Here is a 14292-nt window from a genome sequence, read left to right as displayed (position 1 = left end):
GGGGGGGGGAGGCACCGGTCATGCCGTGGGCAGCCAGTCCACCTTCCCCGCCAGCAGCGCGTACCCCACGAACGCCCCGATGTCGAGCAGCGAGTGCGCGACGACGAGCGGACCCACCCGGCCCCAGCGCCGGTACAGGTACACGAACACCACGCCCATCACCATGTTGCCGATGAAGCCACCGACGCCCTGGTACAGGTGGTACGAGCCGCGCAGTACCGAACTGCCCACCAGGGCGGCGGTCGGCGTCCAGCCCAACTGGCCGAGCCGGCGCAGCAGGTAGCCGACGACGATGACCTCCTCCAGGATCGCGTTCTGCAGCGCGGAGAGGATCAGCACGGGGTACTTCCACCACACCTCGGGCAGCGCCTCCGGCACCACCGTGAGGTTGAACCCGAGGCCGCGCACGGCCAGGTAGAAGGCGATTCCGGTGCTGCCGATGGCGGCCGCGACCGCCGCGCCGCGGCCGAGGTCCGGCCAGGGGCGGGTGCGGTCGAAGCCGAGCGTGCGCAGACCGCCCCGCCCCTCGCGCAGCAGGAAGTGCGCGACGAGCGCGACCGGGACGAGCGCCGAGGCGATGCCGAAGAGCTGCCAGGCGAGGTCGAGCCAGGGACGGCCGGGCGCGGCCGAGGCGTTGAGGGTCGCCGCCTGGTCCTTCAGGCCTCCCGGTTTCGTGACCGAGCCGACAAAGCTGATCAGGGCGGACACACCGCTCGCGCCGAGCGAGAGCCCGAGCACGAGCAGCGTCTCGTCACGGACGATCCGTCGCGAGATCCGCTCCTGCGGAAAGTGGTCGGCCACCCGCTCCTCCTCCCCCTGCACACCTGCCTCCAGGCCGCATACCGTCGTGGGAGGTCACAGCTTGCCCGATCGGCACGGGGCGGGTGTCGGCGGCCCCCGGGTTCACTCGACGCGACGGCGGCCGTACAGGGGGAAGGACCCGGGCGCGCTCAGCCCAGGGGGACCGGCTCCGGCAGCCCCACCGGCCAGGTGTGCGCCGGGTCGCCCTGGCGCATCAGCTCGGCGTAGCGGCGGGTGGTGGCCGCCAGAGCCGCGTCGCGCGGCAGGCCCGCCTCCAGGGCTCGGTGGAAGGTGGCCACCTGCCAGCTCGCCCCGTTGGTGCGCCGTCGGCAGCGCTCCTCGATGATGCCCAGGTAGAGGTCGCGGTCGGCGGGCTCGACCCCCCACGCGTCCAGTCCGGCCTCGGCCAGCGGCAGCAGCTCGTCCCGGACCAGGTTCACCGCGTCGACCTCCGTCGTGCCGCCGAGCCGGCCGCGCCGGGGCCACTGGAGGCGGGCGTCGATGCCGTGGCGGCAGGCGGCGTCGAAGTTGGCGGCGGCCGCCTCGAACGGCATCCGGGTCCACACCGGCCGGGAGTCCTCGGCGAGGGCGCGGACGACGCCGTAGTAGAAGGCCGCGTTGGCGACGACGTCGGTGACGGTGGGGCCGGCCGGCAGGACGCGGTTCTCCACCCGCAGGTGGGGGACGCCGTCGGCGATGCCGTAGACGGGACGGTTCCAGCGGTAGATGGTGCCGTTGTGCAGGACCAGCTCGGCGAGCTTGGGGACACCGCCGGCCGCCAGTACCTCCAGCGGATCCTCCTCGTCGCAGATGGGCAGGAGGGCCGGGTAGTAGCGCAGGTTCTCCTCGAACAGCTCGTACGCCGAGGAGATCCACCGCTCCCCGAACCAGGTCCGCGGCCGCACGCCCTGCGCCTTGAGTTCCGGCGGCCGGGTGTCGGTGGCCTGCTGGAAGAGCGGGGGCCGGGACTCGCGCCACAGCTCGCGGCCGAAGAGGAACGGCGAGTTGGCGCCGACGGCGATCTGCGCTGCGGCGACGGCCTGTGCGGCGTTCCACACGTCGGCGAACCTGGCCGGCGTGACCTGGAGGTGGAGCTGCACCGAGGTGCAGGCCGCCTCGGGGACGATCGACTTCGAGGTGCACGACAGGCGCTCCACGCCGTCGATCTCGAGGGTGAAGTCCTCGCCGCGGGCGGCGACGATCTGGTCGTTGAGGAGGGTGTAGCGGTCGACGTCGGAAAGGTTGGAGGAGACCAGGTCGTCGCGGTCGAGCGTCGGCAGAATACCGATCATGACGATTCCCGCGTCGACCTCCCCGGCCTTTCTGTGGGCATATGCCAAGGAGGTGCGGAGTTCCTCGGCGAGCCGGTCGAATACGCGGCTGCCCAATCGGTGTGGGGCTATGTTTACTTCCAGATTGAACATGGCGAGTTCTGTTTGGAAATCGCGGCTCGCGATCCTCTCCAGTACTTGCCCGTTCAGCATTTTCGGCAGCCCGTCGGCCCCCGCCAGATTCAGTTCGATCTCCAGCCCCATGAGGTTCTTCGGGCGGTCGAAGCGCTGCTGGGCCAGGAGCCGCTCCAGCCCCGTCAGGCACTGCCGCAGCTTGTCACGGTAGCGCTGACGATCGGACAGGTCGAACGCGCCTGCCACGACCTTCTCCCCCATCGAAGGGTCCCTCCTCGCATGGCGGGCCGGTCGTCCGGCCGCCGGGTCTGCCGGGCTAGGGGGGATGATGCCCAGCCCGGACGATCGATAACGCCCCCGCCGGACCGGGCACCCGCTACGCTGTCCGGAAGGCTTCCGGAGGTGACCGGAGGCACATTCACCGGGCATGCGGCAGGGCGCTCTTCCACGAAATCGTAAACTCGTGAAAAACGCCGACGCGAATGGGCCGACCGTCGTGCGCGCATATCCCGAGGTCATCGCGGTGCGCCCCGCTCTGAATCGGGATCATTCACACGTATCGCCGACCGAATGGACACTTGCCGAGTGTCCCGGAATCGGCTAGATGAAACACAGTCTGAACACGTGTCGTATAAACTCCGCGAACAAGGCAGAGAAGGTGGGCGCCCACGGCCGAAGGAGCCTGTCGTCGTCGAGGAGACGGACGGCAGGCCACTCGTGTACCCACGATCCCCAGACCCCGGCCCCTGCCTCTTTGACCTCCCTCCTGAGCTGACAGCGTCGTCCGCCCCAACGCCCTCGCGCCACCGTGCCTGTCAATGAGAGGCGACCCACCATGCCGCTGCATGTACCCCCGGCTCCCGCGCCCGCCCTGCGCTCCGTCCTCACGGCACTCGGTTCTCCCACAGCGGTCCGCGAGGCGCGGACCCCGGCCCTGCGCACCGCCCAGGCGCCCGCCGTACCCGACCTCCCGCTGCCCGTCCACGTCCTGGACCGGATCACACCGGAGGGCGTGTCCGCGACCCGGCTGGCCGGCTGGCGTTTCCTGATCCGCTGCGGCGACCGGGCCGTGGCCACGGCCGAGACCCGGCTGACCGCGGACGGCTGGACGTTCTCGCACTTCTTCGAGGGCCCGTACGTGGCCTCCACCGAACTCGCGCTGCGCCAGGCCGAGTCGACGAGCCAGCCCTACCAGGCGCGGCTGCTGTCGGTGCCCGGCCTGTACATGGTCACGCTGTGGCTGCACGGCGACTGCTCCTCGGACGGCACCACCGGCCATCCCGCCGCGACCGACCTGCTGGTGCCGCTGGCCCCGGCGCCGCCCGGGATCGCCGCGCACCGCCCGCACCGGGTCGCCGAGCTGCTGCCGGTGCTGACCCTGCGGGTGACCCCGCCCGCGCCGCTGCTCGACTCACCGGCACCTGCCGCCTGAGCCGCTGCGGCCGGCCCCGCCGCCGTACCCCGTCACCGCGGCCCCGGTGGCGGGGTACGGTGCTGCCCCGCCTCGCTCCGCCCGTGCGGACTAGCCCCATCCGACCAGCCGAAACCACCCGAAGGGACTGTGCAGTTGAGATGAACCGCCCACGCGGGTGATGCGTCATGAACCTGTGAGAAGCGGTGCAGCGAAATCCCTGCGGATCGACGCCCGTGGGGCAACACTTGGTTCCGACCGACTTATCACAACGGGGGGCGGCCATGAACGACGTTTCACGCCGCGGGACAGACACGACACACCTTCCACACATCACGCCAGAGCGAAAGATCCCCTCCATGTGCCAGCACCAGCCACCGTGCCCGACAGCCGACTCCGCCGACCGGGAATCCGCCCGCCTCGTGGCGCACCACCCGGAGCAGGGCTGGAGCCTGCTGTGCAACGGCGTCCTGCTCTTCGAGGACACCGGTGAGCTCCTGCCGGACGGGCGGATCATCGCGCCGCACCGCCCGCTGGGTACCGGCCGGGTCGTCACCGCGGCCTGAGCACCGCGCGGGCTTTCCGAGGGCCGGACCACGGCAACCGCCGCGGTCCGGTCCTCGGACGCGTCCGGGCCCGCTCCGGCCGGTCTGTCACCTCGACCTCCGGTTTCCCCTCTGCATGTCTTCCCACGACCGCCGACTTTCCGGAAGACTCCTGGAAGTTTCAACGGAAGCGTCCGCCGGGGCGCGACGGAGGTGGGGAAGTGGCAGTGGAGGGGACGACACCCGCGTCCCGGGGCAAGGTCACCATCACCGAGATCGCCCGGCAGGCCGGCGTCTCCGTACCGACCGTCTCCCGGGTGGTCAACGGCCGTTCCGACGTCTCCCCCCAGACCCGGGCCCGGGTCGAGGACCTGCTGCGACGGCACGGCTACCGCAAGCGCCCGGCCGCCGCCCCGGCCGGCGCCGCCCTGCTCGACCTGGTCTTCAACGACCTGGACAGCCCCTGGGCGGTGGAGATCATCCGCGGGGTCGAGGAGATCGCCCACGCGGCCGGCGTGGGCACGGTGGTGTCGGCGATCCACGGCCGCTCCGGCGACGCCCGGGAGTGGATGCGCAATCTGCGGGCCCGCGCCTCCGACGGCGTCATCCTCGTCACCTCGGCCCTGGAACCCACGCTGCACGAGCAGTTGCGCATCCTGGGCGTGCCGCTGGTGGTCGTCGACCCGGTGGGCTCCCCCGCCTTCGACACCCCGACCATCGGCGCCGCCAACTGGTCGGGCGGCCTGGCCGCCACCCAGTACCTGCTCTCTCTCGGCCATCGCAGGATCGGCCTGATCGCCGGCCCGCCGCGGCTGCTGTGCTCCCGCGCCCGCTTCGACGGCTACCGGGCCGCCCTGGAGGCCGCGGGACTCGCCGTCGACGACGCCCTGGTCGTGCCCGGCGACTTCCGCCCCGAGTCCGGTTTCACCGGCTGCGCCACCCTGCTCGATCTGCCCGAGCCGCCGACCGCGCTGTTCGCGGCCAGCGACCAGATGGCCCTGGGCGCGATCGAGGCGTTGCGCCGGCGCGGTCTGCGGGTCCCCGAGGACTTGAGCGTGGTCGGTTTCGACGACCTTCCGGAAGTCCGCTGGTCGGCCCCGCCGCTGACCACCGTCCGCCAGCCCCTCGCCGACATGGGCGCACTCGCCGTCCGCACGGTGCTGCGCCTGGCCCGCGGCGAGCACCCTGACTCGCCGCGGGTGGAACTGGGCACGGAGCTGGTGGTGCGGTCGAGCACCGCGCCACCGGCCGCCCCGCGCTGAGCGCTACCGCAGCGCCTGCCGGATCGCGTGGTACGCCGGCTTCGGCACGAGCTGCTCGTCCCACGGCAGGGCCGCGCCCTCACCGGGGAAGAACGCCGGGATCCACGAGTACTTGTCGGTGTAGTCCCAGATCGTGATGCCGACGCACCGCCGCACCGCGAGGCAGGCCTCGGTCAGGTCCCGGTACCAGTCGGCCTGCTGCGCCAGCTTCTCCTCCGTCGCGGGCAGCAGCATCCGTACGTCGACCTCGGTGAGCGCGGTGTCCAGGCCGAGGCGGGCGAAGCGGCGGAGGTTCTCCTCCAGCGTCGTCGGATAGCCGTACTGGAGGGCGAGGTGGGCCTGGAGGCCGATGCCGTCGAGCGGCACCCGCTTCGCCTTCAGCTCCTTGGCCAGGGTGTAGTAGGCGTCGCTCTTCGGGCCGACGGCCTCGATGTTGTAGTCGTTGAGGTACAGCTTGACGTGCGGGTCGGCCTGGCGGGCCCAGCGCAGCGCGTCGGCGATGTAGCCGGGGCCGAGCGTCTTGTAGAAGATCGTCTCTCGGTAGGTGCCGTCCTCGTTGAACGCCTCGTTCACCACGTCCCAGGCGAAGACCTTGCCCCGGTAGTGCCGTACGACCGTCTGGATGTGCTTCTTCAGCACCGACCGCAGCTCGGCGGGGGTCCACTCCTTGCCGGTGAGCCAGTCGGGCAGCTGGCTGTGCCAGACCAGGGTGTGGCCGCGGACCTTCTGGTGGTTGGCCCGGGCCAGGTTCACGATCTCGTCGCCCGCGGAGAAGTCGAAGACGCCCTGCTGGGGTTCGGTGGCGTACCACTTCTGTCCGTTGCCGGGCGTGATCTGGCCGAACTCGCTGCCGAGGAGGGCGGTGTACGCGGTGTCGGTGAGTTCGGGGTTGTCGGTGGCGCTGCCGAAGTAGCGCCCGTGGCGCTGGGCCAGCTCGCCGAGCGTCGGCGGCTCCTTGTCGGGGTGGGCCTGCGCGGCCGGCCCGGTGGCGACGACGGTCAGCAGCGCGCCGGCGAGGGCGCCGACGAGTCTGAGCCGTGTGCTGTTCCTGCGCATGGTGCGACTCCTCACGGTGCGGTGGGGGTGAGCCGTACGTCCGTCGGCGCGGGGTCATCCCTTCGTGGCGCCGGCGGTGAGACCGCCGACGAGCTGGCGCTCGGCGACGGAGTAGAAGGCCAGGGCGGGAACCATGGCGAGGACGAGATAGGCGAAGACGCGGGCGTACTCGGCGGAGTACTGCCCCTGGAACTGCTGGACGCCGATCGGGATGGTCCACCAGGTGGAGTCGGTGAAGACCAGCAGCGGCAGGAAGAAGTTGTTCCAGCTGCCCACGACGGCGAGGACGGAGACCGTGCCGAGGGCCGGGCGGGCCATGGGCAGCAGTACCCGCCAGAAGAAGCCCAACGGGCCGCAGCCGTCGAGGGTCGCCGCCTCCTCCAGCTCGGCCGGGATCTCCCGGAAGAAGCCGCGCAGGATGACGATGGTCATCGGCAGTCCGAAGGCGGCCTGCGGGAGGATCACGCCGAGCGGGTTGTCCAGCAGGTCCATCGAGCGCAGCAGCAGGAACAGGGGCAGGGCCGCGACCGCGAAGGGGAACATCAGCCCCATCGTGAACAGGGTGAACAGCGCCTCCCGGCCGCGGAAGGCGAACCGGGCGAAGGAGAACGCGGCGAGCGCGGAGACCGCGACCACCACCACCGTCGTCCCGATCGCGATCAGCGTGCTGCTGCCGAGCAGCCGCCAGAAGGAGCCCGCGCCGAGGATGTCGGTGTAGTTGGAGGTCACCCAGGAGTCGGGCAGGCCGATGGGGTTGCGGGACAGTTCGTCGGTGGACTTGAAACCGGACAGGACCGCGTAGAGCAGCGGGACGACCATCACCGTGCCGACGGCGACGAGGACGATGTGCAGCGGAAGGGTACGGCCGGTCCTGCGGGTTGCGCCCGGGCCTCGCGTCTCGCGGGCTCTCACCGGGCCACCGGTCTTGCGCGCGCTCACGTGCCGCCTCCTCGCAGGGTCGTGGTGGCCCCCTCCAGGTCACGGCGGAGCACGAACCGCTGGTAGGCGAGGGCGAAGACGAGACTGATGGCGAACATCGCCACGCTGATCGCGCTGGCGTAGCCGACCTGGTAGCGCTTGAAGCCGTACTGGAACATGGTCACGGCCATCGTCTCGGAGTGGTGGTCGGGGCCGCCCGCGGTGGTGACCCAGACCAGGTCGAAGAGCTGGATGGCACCGATCACGGACAGGAAGACGCTGATGCGCAGGGTGGGCGCGAGCAGCGGCAGGGTGATGTTGCGGAAGCGCTGCCAGGGGCCGGCCCCGTCGATCAGGGCCGCCTCGGTCAACTCGGCCGGGATGGACTGGAGTCCGGCCAGGTAGAGCATCATGTGGAAGCCGAAGTACTTCCACGTCATGACCAGGAAGAGCGTCGCCATGACGGTGTCGGTGTCGGCGAACCACTGGCCGCCCAGCCCGTCCAGCCCGACCGCGCCGAGAATGTTGTCGGCGAGGCCGTCGTCGGGCGCGAAGATCATGGCGAAGAGCACGCCGGTGATGGCCTCGGAGAGGATGTACGGCGCGAAGAACAGCATCCGGTAGACGGCCCGGCCGCGGATGCGCTGGTTGAGGGCGACCGCCAGGGCGAGCGCGAACGGCAGCTGGAACGCGAGCGAGAGCACCACCAGGACCAGGCAGCGCCACAGGTCGCCGAGGAAGACCGGGTCCTGGAACAGCCGGGTGAAGTTGTCGCCGCCGATGTAGTCCTCGGGCATCCCGAAGCCGCCCCAGCGGAAGAACGAGGCGTACAGCGCGAACAGCATGGGCAGCAGGACGAGCACGCCGAACAGCACCAGGGCGGGCACCTGGAAGCCGACCGCGGTGAGCCAGTGCAGCGCGCGCCGCCGGGCCCGGCCCCGGTCCGCGCGGGCGGCCGGGGGCGGGGGGCCGGCGTCAGGCCCACTGCGCCTGTCCTTGAGGGAGGTGGAGGTCATCGCCGGCTACTGCTCTTCCTTCGCGACCTTGGTGATCGACTCGGTGACCTGCTTCGGTGACCGGGAGCCGGCGATGAGGGCGGCGACGCTGTCGTTGACCTCCTGGCCGAGGGCGGGCGCGTAGGCCTGGTCGAGGTAGAGCTGGAAGCCGGTGGCGGCCTTCAACTGGGTCTGCACGGCCTTGAGGTTGGGGTCCTTCAGGGCGCTCTCGGCGGCCGGGACCAGGGGCAGCACACCGGTCTTCTCGACCAGTACGGTGTCGGTGGCGGCGGAGGCGAAGAACTTCAGGAAGTCGACGGCCGCCTGGGGGGCGCCCGCGCGCAGGGCGTGTCCGCCGCCCCCGCCGAACACCTCGGTGAGCGCGCCCTTGCCGCCCTCGACCGCGGGGAACGGGAAGAAGCCGAGGTCCGCGCCGAGCCCCTTGCCCGCGTCGGCCTGCACGACCGGCGCCCACTGGCCCATGAGTTCCATGGCGGCCTTGCCGTTGCCGACGGCGGCGGCCTGGCCGGTGGGGCTGGAGTAGGCGGCGCCGAGGAAGCCCTTCTGGAACGGCTGGAGGTCGACGAGTTCCTGGAGGTGCTGCCCCGCCTGGACGAACTCCTCCCCGGTGAAGTCCTTGGCGTCGCCCGCCTTGCGCAGGGCGTCGGCGCCGGCGGTGCGCATCGCGAGGTAGGCCCAGTAGTACATGCCGGGCCACTTCTCCTTGCCCGCGAGGGCGAGCGGGGTGATCTTGGCGGCCTTCAGCTTCCGCACGGCGTCGAGGAAGCCGGTCCAGGTGGTGGGCGGTGCGCTGATGCCGGCCCGCTGGAAGAGGGCCTTGTTGTACCAGAAGCCGATCATGCCGATGTCGAACGGGATGCCGTAGGCCTTGTCGTCGATCAGGTACGGCTCGCGGGCCACCGGCAGCAGGTCGCCCGCCCAGTCCTTGGTGCGGTCGGTGAGGTCCTCGACGAGGCCGGCGTCGACCTGCTGCTTGAGCACGCCGCCGCCCCAGGTGTGGAAGATGTCGGGCAGCTTCCCGGAGGCGGTCAGCGCCGTCATCTTCGACTTGTAGGCGTCGTTCTCCAGCTGGACGATCTTGACCTTGACCTTGGGGTTCTGTGCCTCGAACTGCTTGGCCAGGGCGGCCCAGACGTCTTTGGTGGGCTGGGTGGTGGAGATGTTCCACCACTCGATGGTGGTCGTCCCGGACGAGGACTCTCCGTCGGAGTCGCCGCCGCAGGCGCTCAGTGCCGTCATGCTCACACCGGCCGCGGCGGAGGCCGCCAGGAACCCGCGGCGGGACAGTGCCGGGTCGCCCATCATGCGCTCCTTGGGGTACGGGACGGCTCAGCCCACATGGCCGGGCCGCCCTCAGGGGATTTCGAAAGTTTCGCTCTTCATTCGGAAAGCTTCGCTGCTGCCGCACCCTAGAGACAGGCTCCGACGGGTGGCAACCCCTTGAACACAGGTAATCCGTCCACGGCGGCTCAGCGGGTGGACCGGTGCTCGTACCAGTCGAAGGCGGCGGTCCCCTCGGTGACGTAGAGGCCGATGACCCGACCGGTGAAGCCGCCGGCCACCTCGGTGGACAGATACCGCCCGTCCAGCTCGGCGAGCGGCTCGCCGCCCTCGGCCGTCTCGAGGGAGAAGGCGATCGTGTCGGGGCCGGCCGCCCGGACCCCCGGGACCTCCTGTCCCGCGACGGTCGCGGTGGGCGGCAGCACGGACTCGGTCCGCGTCTCCACGACGAGGGTGAGCGGCCCGTCCGGCGCCGGCCGCCGCACGATCGACTGCCGTACGGGACCGATCCGGGCGATGACCGCGACCTCTCCCCCGCCCACCTCGAGGTCGTAGTGGTGCGCCTCGTCGAGGCGGACGGAGAGCCCGGCCCGCGCGGAGCCCGCTTCCAGCCGGGCGGCCGTACGGCTGTCGGGGTGGCGCTGGCGGCGGCCGACGAAGGTGTGGCCGGGGCGGTCCAGGCTGTCGCCGGTCGCGGTGAGCGTGAGCCGGCCCGGCCGGTCGGCCAGCGACCAGGAGCCCTCGGCCCGGCGGCGCGGGGAGATCCAGCAGGGGGCGAGGGCGGGGCCGTCGAAGTCGTCGCGCTCCGGCTCGGCTTCGACCGGGTGCCAGGCGGTCGGCGCCGGGTGCCGCTCGCCCACCGGGCCCACCCGGGGCCAGCCGTCGACCCACTCGACCGGTATCAGGAACGTCTCCCGGCCGAGCACGTGGAATTGGGGGAACCAGCCGCGCGGGCGGGTGCCGAGCAGCACCATCCACCAGCTGCCGTCGGCCGCCTGCACCAGGTCCGCGTGCCCGGTGCACTGGATCGGCAGATCGGTGCCGCCGTGGGAGAGCAGCGGGTTGCCGGGAGCCGGTTCGTACGGCCCCCTGGGGGAGCGGGCCCGGGCGATCGACACGCTGTGTCCCTGCGCCGTGCCGCCCTCCGCCAGCAGCAGGTACCACCACTCGCCGATGCGGTACAGGTGCGGGCCCTCCGGATGCTGGCGCCCGCTGCCGGACCACACCCGGACCGGCCCTTCGAGGACCTTCCCGGTGTGCGGGTCGATGCGCGCCACACCCACCCCGGCCAGCGCGCACCAGCAGGAGCCGTCCTCGTCCCAGGCGAGGTCGGGATCGATGCCGGGCACGTCGATCCAGACCGGGTCGGACCACGGGCCCTCGGGGCGCTCGCTGGTGACGAGGAAGTTACCGCCGCCGCCGACGTTCGTGGTGATCACGTGGAAGAGGCCGTCGTGGTAACGGATCGTGGGCGCGTAGATGCCGTTCGAGGCGGGCAGGTCGTCCGGCAGCGGCAGTTGTCCCGGCCGGTCGAGGACGTTGCCGATCTGCCGCCAGTGCACGAGGTCACGGCTGTGGAAGATCGGGACGCCCGGAAAGTACTCGAAGCTGGAGCAGACCAGGTAGTAGTCCTCCCCGACCCGGCAGACGCTGGGGTCGGGATGGAAGCCGGCGATGACGGGGTTCTCGTACGTCCGCATGGGTGTCAGCCCTCCAACAGTCCGACAGAAGCGATCGAAACATTCGGCCTCAGTGGCGAACATTACGGAGCGGACTGTAGGAGGGTCCTGCGGACGCGGCAAGAACGCGCCCGGCGACCCGGTGGACACGACCCGGCCCGACGGCGGTCGCAGGCCTCCGTTCGCCGAGCGCGGGCGACCGGCACCATGACGCTGGGTGTCGGGAGCCGAGCGCGCCCCACTCCGCCCCTCGTGAGGCGCGTCGAGGGGCCACCACTCCCGCCAACTGGGCTCTTGATCGGACGACGGCGTCGGCCGGCCCAGTCTTAACGGAAGATTGACGCCGCGAGCGCCCTCATCCACAGGCCTGCGCGTCACTCTCCGCTTACGCTGATGCCGCCGTCCGCCGTCCGCGTGATGGCCGGAGATCGCACGCCGAGCCGTACCTCAGGAGCACGCCGATGGCCACCACCGAGCACCCCCCGCCCAGTCGCCTGCGCGCCTGGATGCTGGAGGGTCTGTCCGACATGGGCAAGGGCGGCGGCCGACCGGGGCAGGGCGCGCAGGCCGCGCCGGAGCCGGCCCACAAGGGGCAGCCCTGGTACCGGGTGATGTGCCTGACCGGCGTCGACTACTTCTCGACCCTCGGCTACCAGCCGGGCATCGCGGCCCTCGCGGCCGGACTGCTGTCACCGATCGCCACGATCGTGCTGGTGATCGTCACCCTGGCCGGCGCCCTGCCCGTCTACCGCCGCGTGGCCGAGGAGAGCCCGCACGGCGAGGGCTCGATCGCGATGCTGGAGCGGCTGCTGTCCTTCTGGCAGGGCAAGCTGTTCGTCCTCACCCTCCTCGGCTTCGCCGCCACCGACTTCCTGATCACCATCACCCTGTCCGCGGCGGACGCCTCCACCCACCTGGTGGAGAACCCGCATCTCACCGGTGCCCTGCACGACCAGCGTCTGTTGATCACCCTCGTCCTGGTGGCGCTGCTCGGCGCGGTCTTCCTGAAGGGCTTCCTGGAGGCGATCGGCGTGGCCGTCGCCCTGGTGGGCGTCTACCTGGCGCTGAACGCCGTCGTCGTGGCCGTCGGCCTGTGGCACGTGATCACGGAGGGGCATGTCGTCACCGACTGGTCGAGTGCCCTGACCGCCGAGCACGGCAATGTCTTCGTCATGATCGGCGTCGCCCTCGTCGTCTTCCCGAAGCTCGCCCTCGGCCTGTCTGGCTTCGAGACCGGCGTCGCCGTCATGCCGCACGTCCAGGGCGACGCCGGCGACACCGAGGAGAAGCCGACCGGCCGCATCCGCGACACCAAGAAGCTGCTCACCGCCGCCGCCCTCGTCATGAGCGGCTTCCTCATCACCACCAGCTTCATCACCACCCTGCTCATCCCGGAGAAGCAGTTCGAGGACGGCGGCGACGCCAACGGCCGCGCGCTGGCCTACCTGGCCCACGACTACCTGGGCAACGCCTTCGGCACGGTCTACGACGTCTCCACGATCGCCATCCTGTGGTTCGCCGGCGCCTCCGCCATGGCCGGACTGCTCAACCTGATGCCGCGCTACCTGCCCCGCTACGGCATGGCACCGCACTGGGCCCGCGCGGTGCGCCCGATGGTCGTCGTCTTCACCCTGATCGCCTTCCTGGTCACCTGGATCTTCGACGCGGACGTCGACGCGCAGGGCGGCGCGTACGCCACCGGCGTGCTGGTCCTGATCAGCTCCGCGGCGATCGCGGTGACCATCGCCGCCCGCAAGGCCGGACAGCGGGGCTGGACCATCGCCTTCGGCGTCATCTCGGCGGTGTTCCTCTACACGACGGTCGCCAACGTCATCGAGCGCCCCGACGGCGTGAAGATCGGCGCCTGCTTCATCGCCGGCATCATCCTCGTCTCCCTCCTCTCGCGTCTGGCCCGCGCCTTCGAGCTGCGCGTGACGAGCGTGACGCTCGACCCGCTGGCGGAACGGTTCATCCGGGACATCGCCAGCCGGAAGATCCGCTTCATCGCCAACGAGCCCGACCGGCGCGACAACGCCGAGTACCGCGACAAGATCGAGCAGATCCAGCAGGACAACGACATACCCGGCGAGGACTTCGTCTTCGTCGAGGTGACGGTTCTCGACCCGTCGGAGTTCGAGGCGGGCCTGACGGTACGCGGCGAAGTGCTCCACCACCGCTACCGCGTCCTGACCCTGGAGTCCTCCTCCATCCCCAACGCCCTGGCGGCCCTGCTCCTCCACGTCCGCGACACCACCGGCCGCATCCCGCACATCTACTTCGAGTGGACCGAGGGCAACCCGTTCGCCAACTTCCTGCGCTTCTTCCTCTTCGGCCAGGGCGAGGTCGCCCCGGTCACCCGAGAGGTCCTGCGCGTAGCCGAACCGGACCGCGCCCGCCGCCCGCGCGTGCACACCGGCTGAGACATCCCGCCGGCCCTCACACCCCCCGCACCGCGACGCCCCACCGCCGCCGCCCCGCCCGTCTGCGCCTATCGTGACCGGCATGCAGTCCTACACCATCGGCCAGGCCGCGCGGCTGCTCGGCGTGAGCCCCGACACCGCGCGCCGCTGGGCGGACGCCGGCCGTGTGGCCACCCACCGCGACGAGACCGGACGCCGCCTCATCGACGGCAGGGACCTCGCCGCGTTCTCCGTCGAACTCGCCGGCTCCGGCGGCGAGGAGAACCCGTCGTACACCTCCGCCCGCAACGCGTTCCCCGGCATCGTCACCGCGATCAAGCTAGGCGACGTCGCCGCCCAGGTGGAGATCCAGGCCGGCCCGCACCGCCTCGTCTCCCTGCTGACCCGCGAGGCCGTCGAGGAACTCGGCCTGGAGGTGGGCATGGAGGCCACGGCCCGTGTGAAGTCGACGAACGTCCACATCGACCGCTCCTGACCGCCTGGTACGAACGCACATG

General features: G+C 71.1%; 12 protein-coding genes. 5 read left to right on the top strand and 7 right to left on the bottom strand.

The genetic code is table 11. From position 1 onward, the window contains the following. Positions 1–18 precede the first annotated feature (18 nt). Both ALMP_RS42010 and ALMP_RS42005 read right to left on the bottom strand, forming a co-directional pair. Complete coding sequence (locus tag ALMP_RS42010) at positions 19–801, bottom strand: CPBP family intramembrane glutamic endopeptidase (RefSeq protein WP_375803621.1); 783 nt, start codon at positions 799–801, stop codon at positions 19–21. A 149-nt stretch (positions 802–950) separates the two neighbouring features. Then, the gene (locus tag ALMP_RS42005) at positions 951–2468 is read right to left on the bottom strand and encodes a glutamate-cysteine ligase family protein (protein ID WP_264937305.1); all 1518 of its coding nucleotides are present in this window, start codon (positions 2466–2468) and stop codon (positions 951–953) included. 574 nt (positions 2469–3042) lie between these two features. On the opposite strand from ALMP_RS42005, the gene ALMP_RS42000 reads away from it, so the two are divergent. From ALMP_RS42000 to ALMP_RS41990, 3 genes are all read left to right on the top strand, one after another. After that, a complete protein-coding gene (locus ALMP_RS42000; RefSeq protein WP_264937304.1) occupies positions 3043–3639 on the top strand; it encodes a hypothetical protein in 597 nt (198 codons plus the stop codon). Between the two features lie 338 nt (positions 3640–3977). Continuing rightward, positions 3978–4184, top strand: coding sequence for a DUF5999 family protein (locus ALMP_RS41995; RefSeq protein ID WP_309299621.1), 207 nt, complete (start codon positions 3978–3980; stop codon positions 4182–4184). A gap of 200 nt (positions 4185–4384) precedes the next feature. Beyond that, entirely contained in the window at positions 4385–5425 is a 1041-nt protein-coding gene (locus tag ALMP_RS41990; RefSeq protein WP_264937302.1) for a LacI family DNA-binding transcriptional regulator, read from the top strand. Positions 5426–5428: 3 nt separating this feature from the next. On the opposite strand, the gene ALMP_RS41985 is transcribed toward ALMP_RS41990, so the two are convergent. The 5 genes from ALMP_RS41985 to ALMP_RS41965 all read right to left on the bottom strand — a co-directional run bounded on the left by ALMP_RS41985 (position 5429) and on the right by ALMP_RS41965 (position 11396). Next, a complete protein-coding gene (locus tag ALMP_RS41985) occupies positions 5429–6481 on the bottom strand; it encodes an endo-1,4-beta-xylanase (protein WP_264937301.1) in 1053 nt (350 codons plus the stop codon). A gap of 54 nt (positions 6482–6535) precedes the next feature. Continuing rightward, positions 6536–7300, bottom strand: coding sequence for a carbohydrate ABC transporter permease (locus ALMP_RS41980; RefSeq protein ID WP_264937398.1), 765 nt, complete (start codon positions 7298–7300; stop codon positions 6536–6538). Positions 7301–7416: 116 nt separating this feature from the next. After that, positions 7417–8415, bottom strand: a complete 999-nt coding sequence (locus ALMP_RS41975; protein WP_264937300.1) for a carbohydrate ABC transporter permease — start codon at positions 8413–8415, stop codon at positions 7417–7419. A 6-nt stretch (positions 8416–8421) separates the two neighbouring features. Next, the gene (locus tag ALMP_RS41970; protein ID WP_264937397.1) at positions 8422–9717 is read right to left on the bottom strand and encodes an extracellular solute-binding protein; all 1296 of its coding nucleotides are present in this window, start codon (positions 9715–9717) and stop codon (positions 8422–8424) included. 167 nt (positions 9718–9884) lie between these two features. Continuing rightward, a complete protein-coding gene (locus ALMP_RS41965; RefSeq protein WP_264937299.1) occupies positions 9885–11396 on the bottom strand; it encodes a glycoside hydrolase family 43 protein in 1512 nt (503 codons plus the stop codon). 440 nt (positions 11397–11836) lie between these two features. On the opposite strand from ALMP_RS41965, the gene ALMP_RS41960 reads away from it, so the two are divergent. Both ALMP_RS41960 and ALMP_RS41955 read left to right on the top strand, forming a co-directional pair. Continuing rightward, positions 11837–13795 (top strand): amino acid transporter, encoded by a 1959-nt coding sequence (locus ALMP_RS41960; protein ID WP_264937298.1) that lies wholly within the window; start codon positions 11837–11839, stop codon positions 13793–13795. Between the two features lie 82 nt (positions 13796–13877). Next, positions 13878–14270 carry a molybdopterin-binding protein gene (locus tag ALMP_RS41955; RefSeq protein WP_264937297.1) on the top strand — a complete coding sequence of 131 codons (393 nt, stop codon included), beginning with the start codon at positions 13878–13880 and terminating at the stop codon, positions 14268–14270. The last annotated feature ends 22 nt before the right edge of the window (positions 14271–14292 follow it).

Origin of the sequence: Streptomyces sp. A012304 (assembly GCF_026008495.1) — a bacterium.
In the GTDB taxonomy this organism is placed as follows: Bacteria; Actinomycetota; Actinomycetes; order Streptomycetales; family Streptomycetaceae; genus Streptomyces.
This window is presented reverse-complemented; position numbering and strand designations above follow the sequence as displayed.

Bases quoted from the DNA above. Each gene is read 5' to 3' on its own strand.
- ALMP_RS41965 (WP_264937299.1), bottom strand. From the start codon at position 11,396: ATGCGGACGTACGAGAACCCCGTCATCGCCGGCTTCCATCCCGACCCC.
- ALMP_RS41975 (WP_264937300.1), bottom strand. From the start codon at position 8,415: ATGACCTCCACCTCCCTCAAGGACAGGCGCAGTGGGCCTGACGCCGGC.
- ALMP_RS41980 (WP_264937398.1), bottom strand. From the start codon at position 7,300: ATGGTCGTCCCGCTGCTCTACGCGGTCCTGTCCGGTTTCAAGTCCACC.
- ALMP_RS41960 (WP_264937298.1), top strand. From the start codon at position 11,837: ATGGCCACCACCGAGCACCCCCCGCCCAGTCGCCTGCGCGCCTGGATG.
- ALMP_RS42000 (WP_264937304.1), top strand. From the start codon at position 3,043: ATGCCGCTGCATGTACCCCCGGCTCCCGCGCCCGCCCTGCGCTCCGTC.
- ALMP_RS41970 (WP_264937397.1), bottom strand. From the start codon at position 9,717: ATGGGCGACCCGGCACTGTCCCGCCGCGGGTTCCTGGCGGCCTCCGCC.
- ALMP_RS42005 (WP_264937305.1), bottom strand. From the start codon at position 2,468: ATGGGGGAGAAGGTCGTGGCAGGCGCGTTCGACCTGTCCGATCGTCAG.
- ALMP_RS41955 (WP_264937297.1), top strand. From the start codon at position 13,878: ATGCAGTCCTACACCATCGGCCAGGCCGCGCGGCTGCTCGGCGTGAGC.
- ALMP_RS41985 (WP_264937301.1), bottom strand. From the start codon at position 6,481: ATGCGCAGGAACAGCACACGGCTCAGACTCGTCGGCGCCCTCGCCGGC.
- ALMP_RS41995 (WP_309299621.1), top strand. From the start codon at position 3,978: ATGTGCCAGCACCAGCCACCGTGCCCGACAGCCGACTCCGCCGACCGG.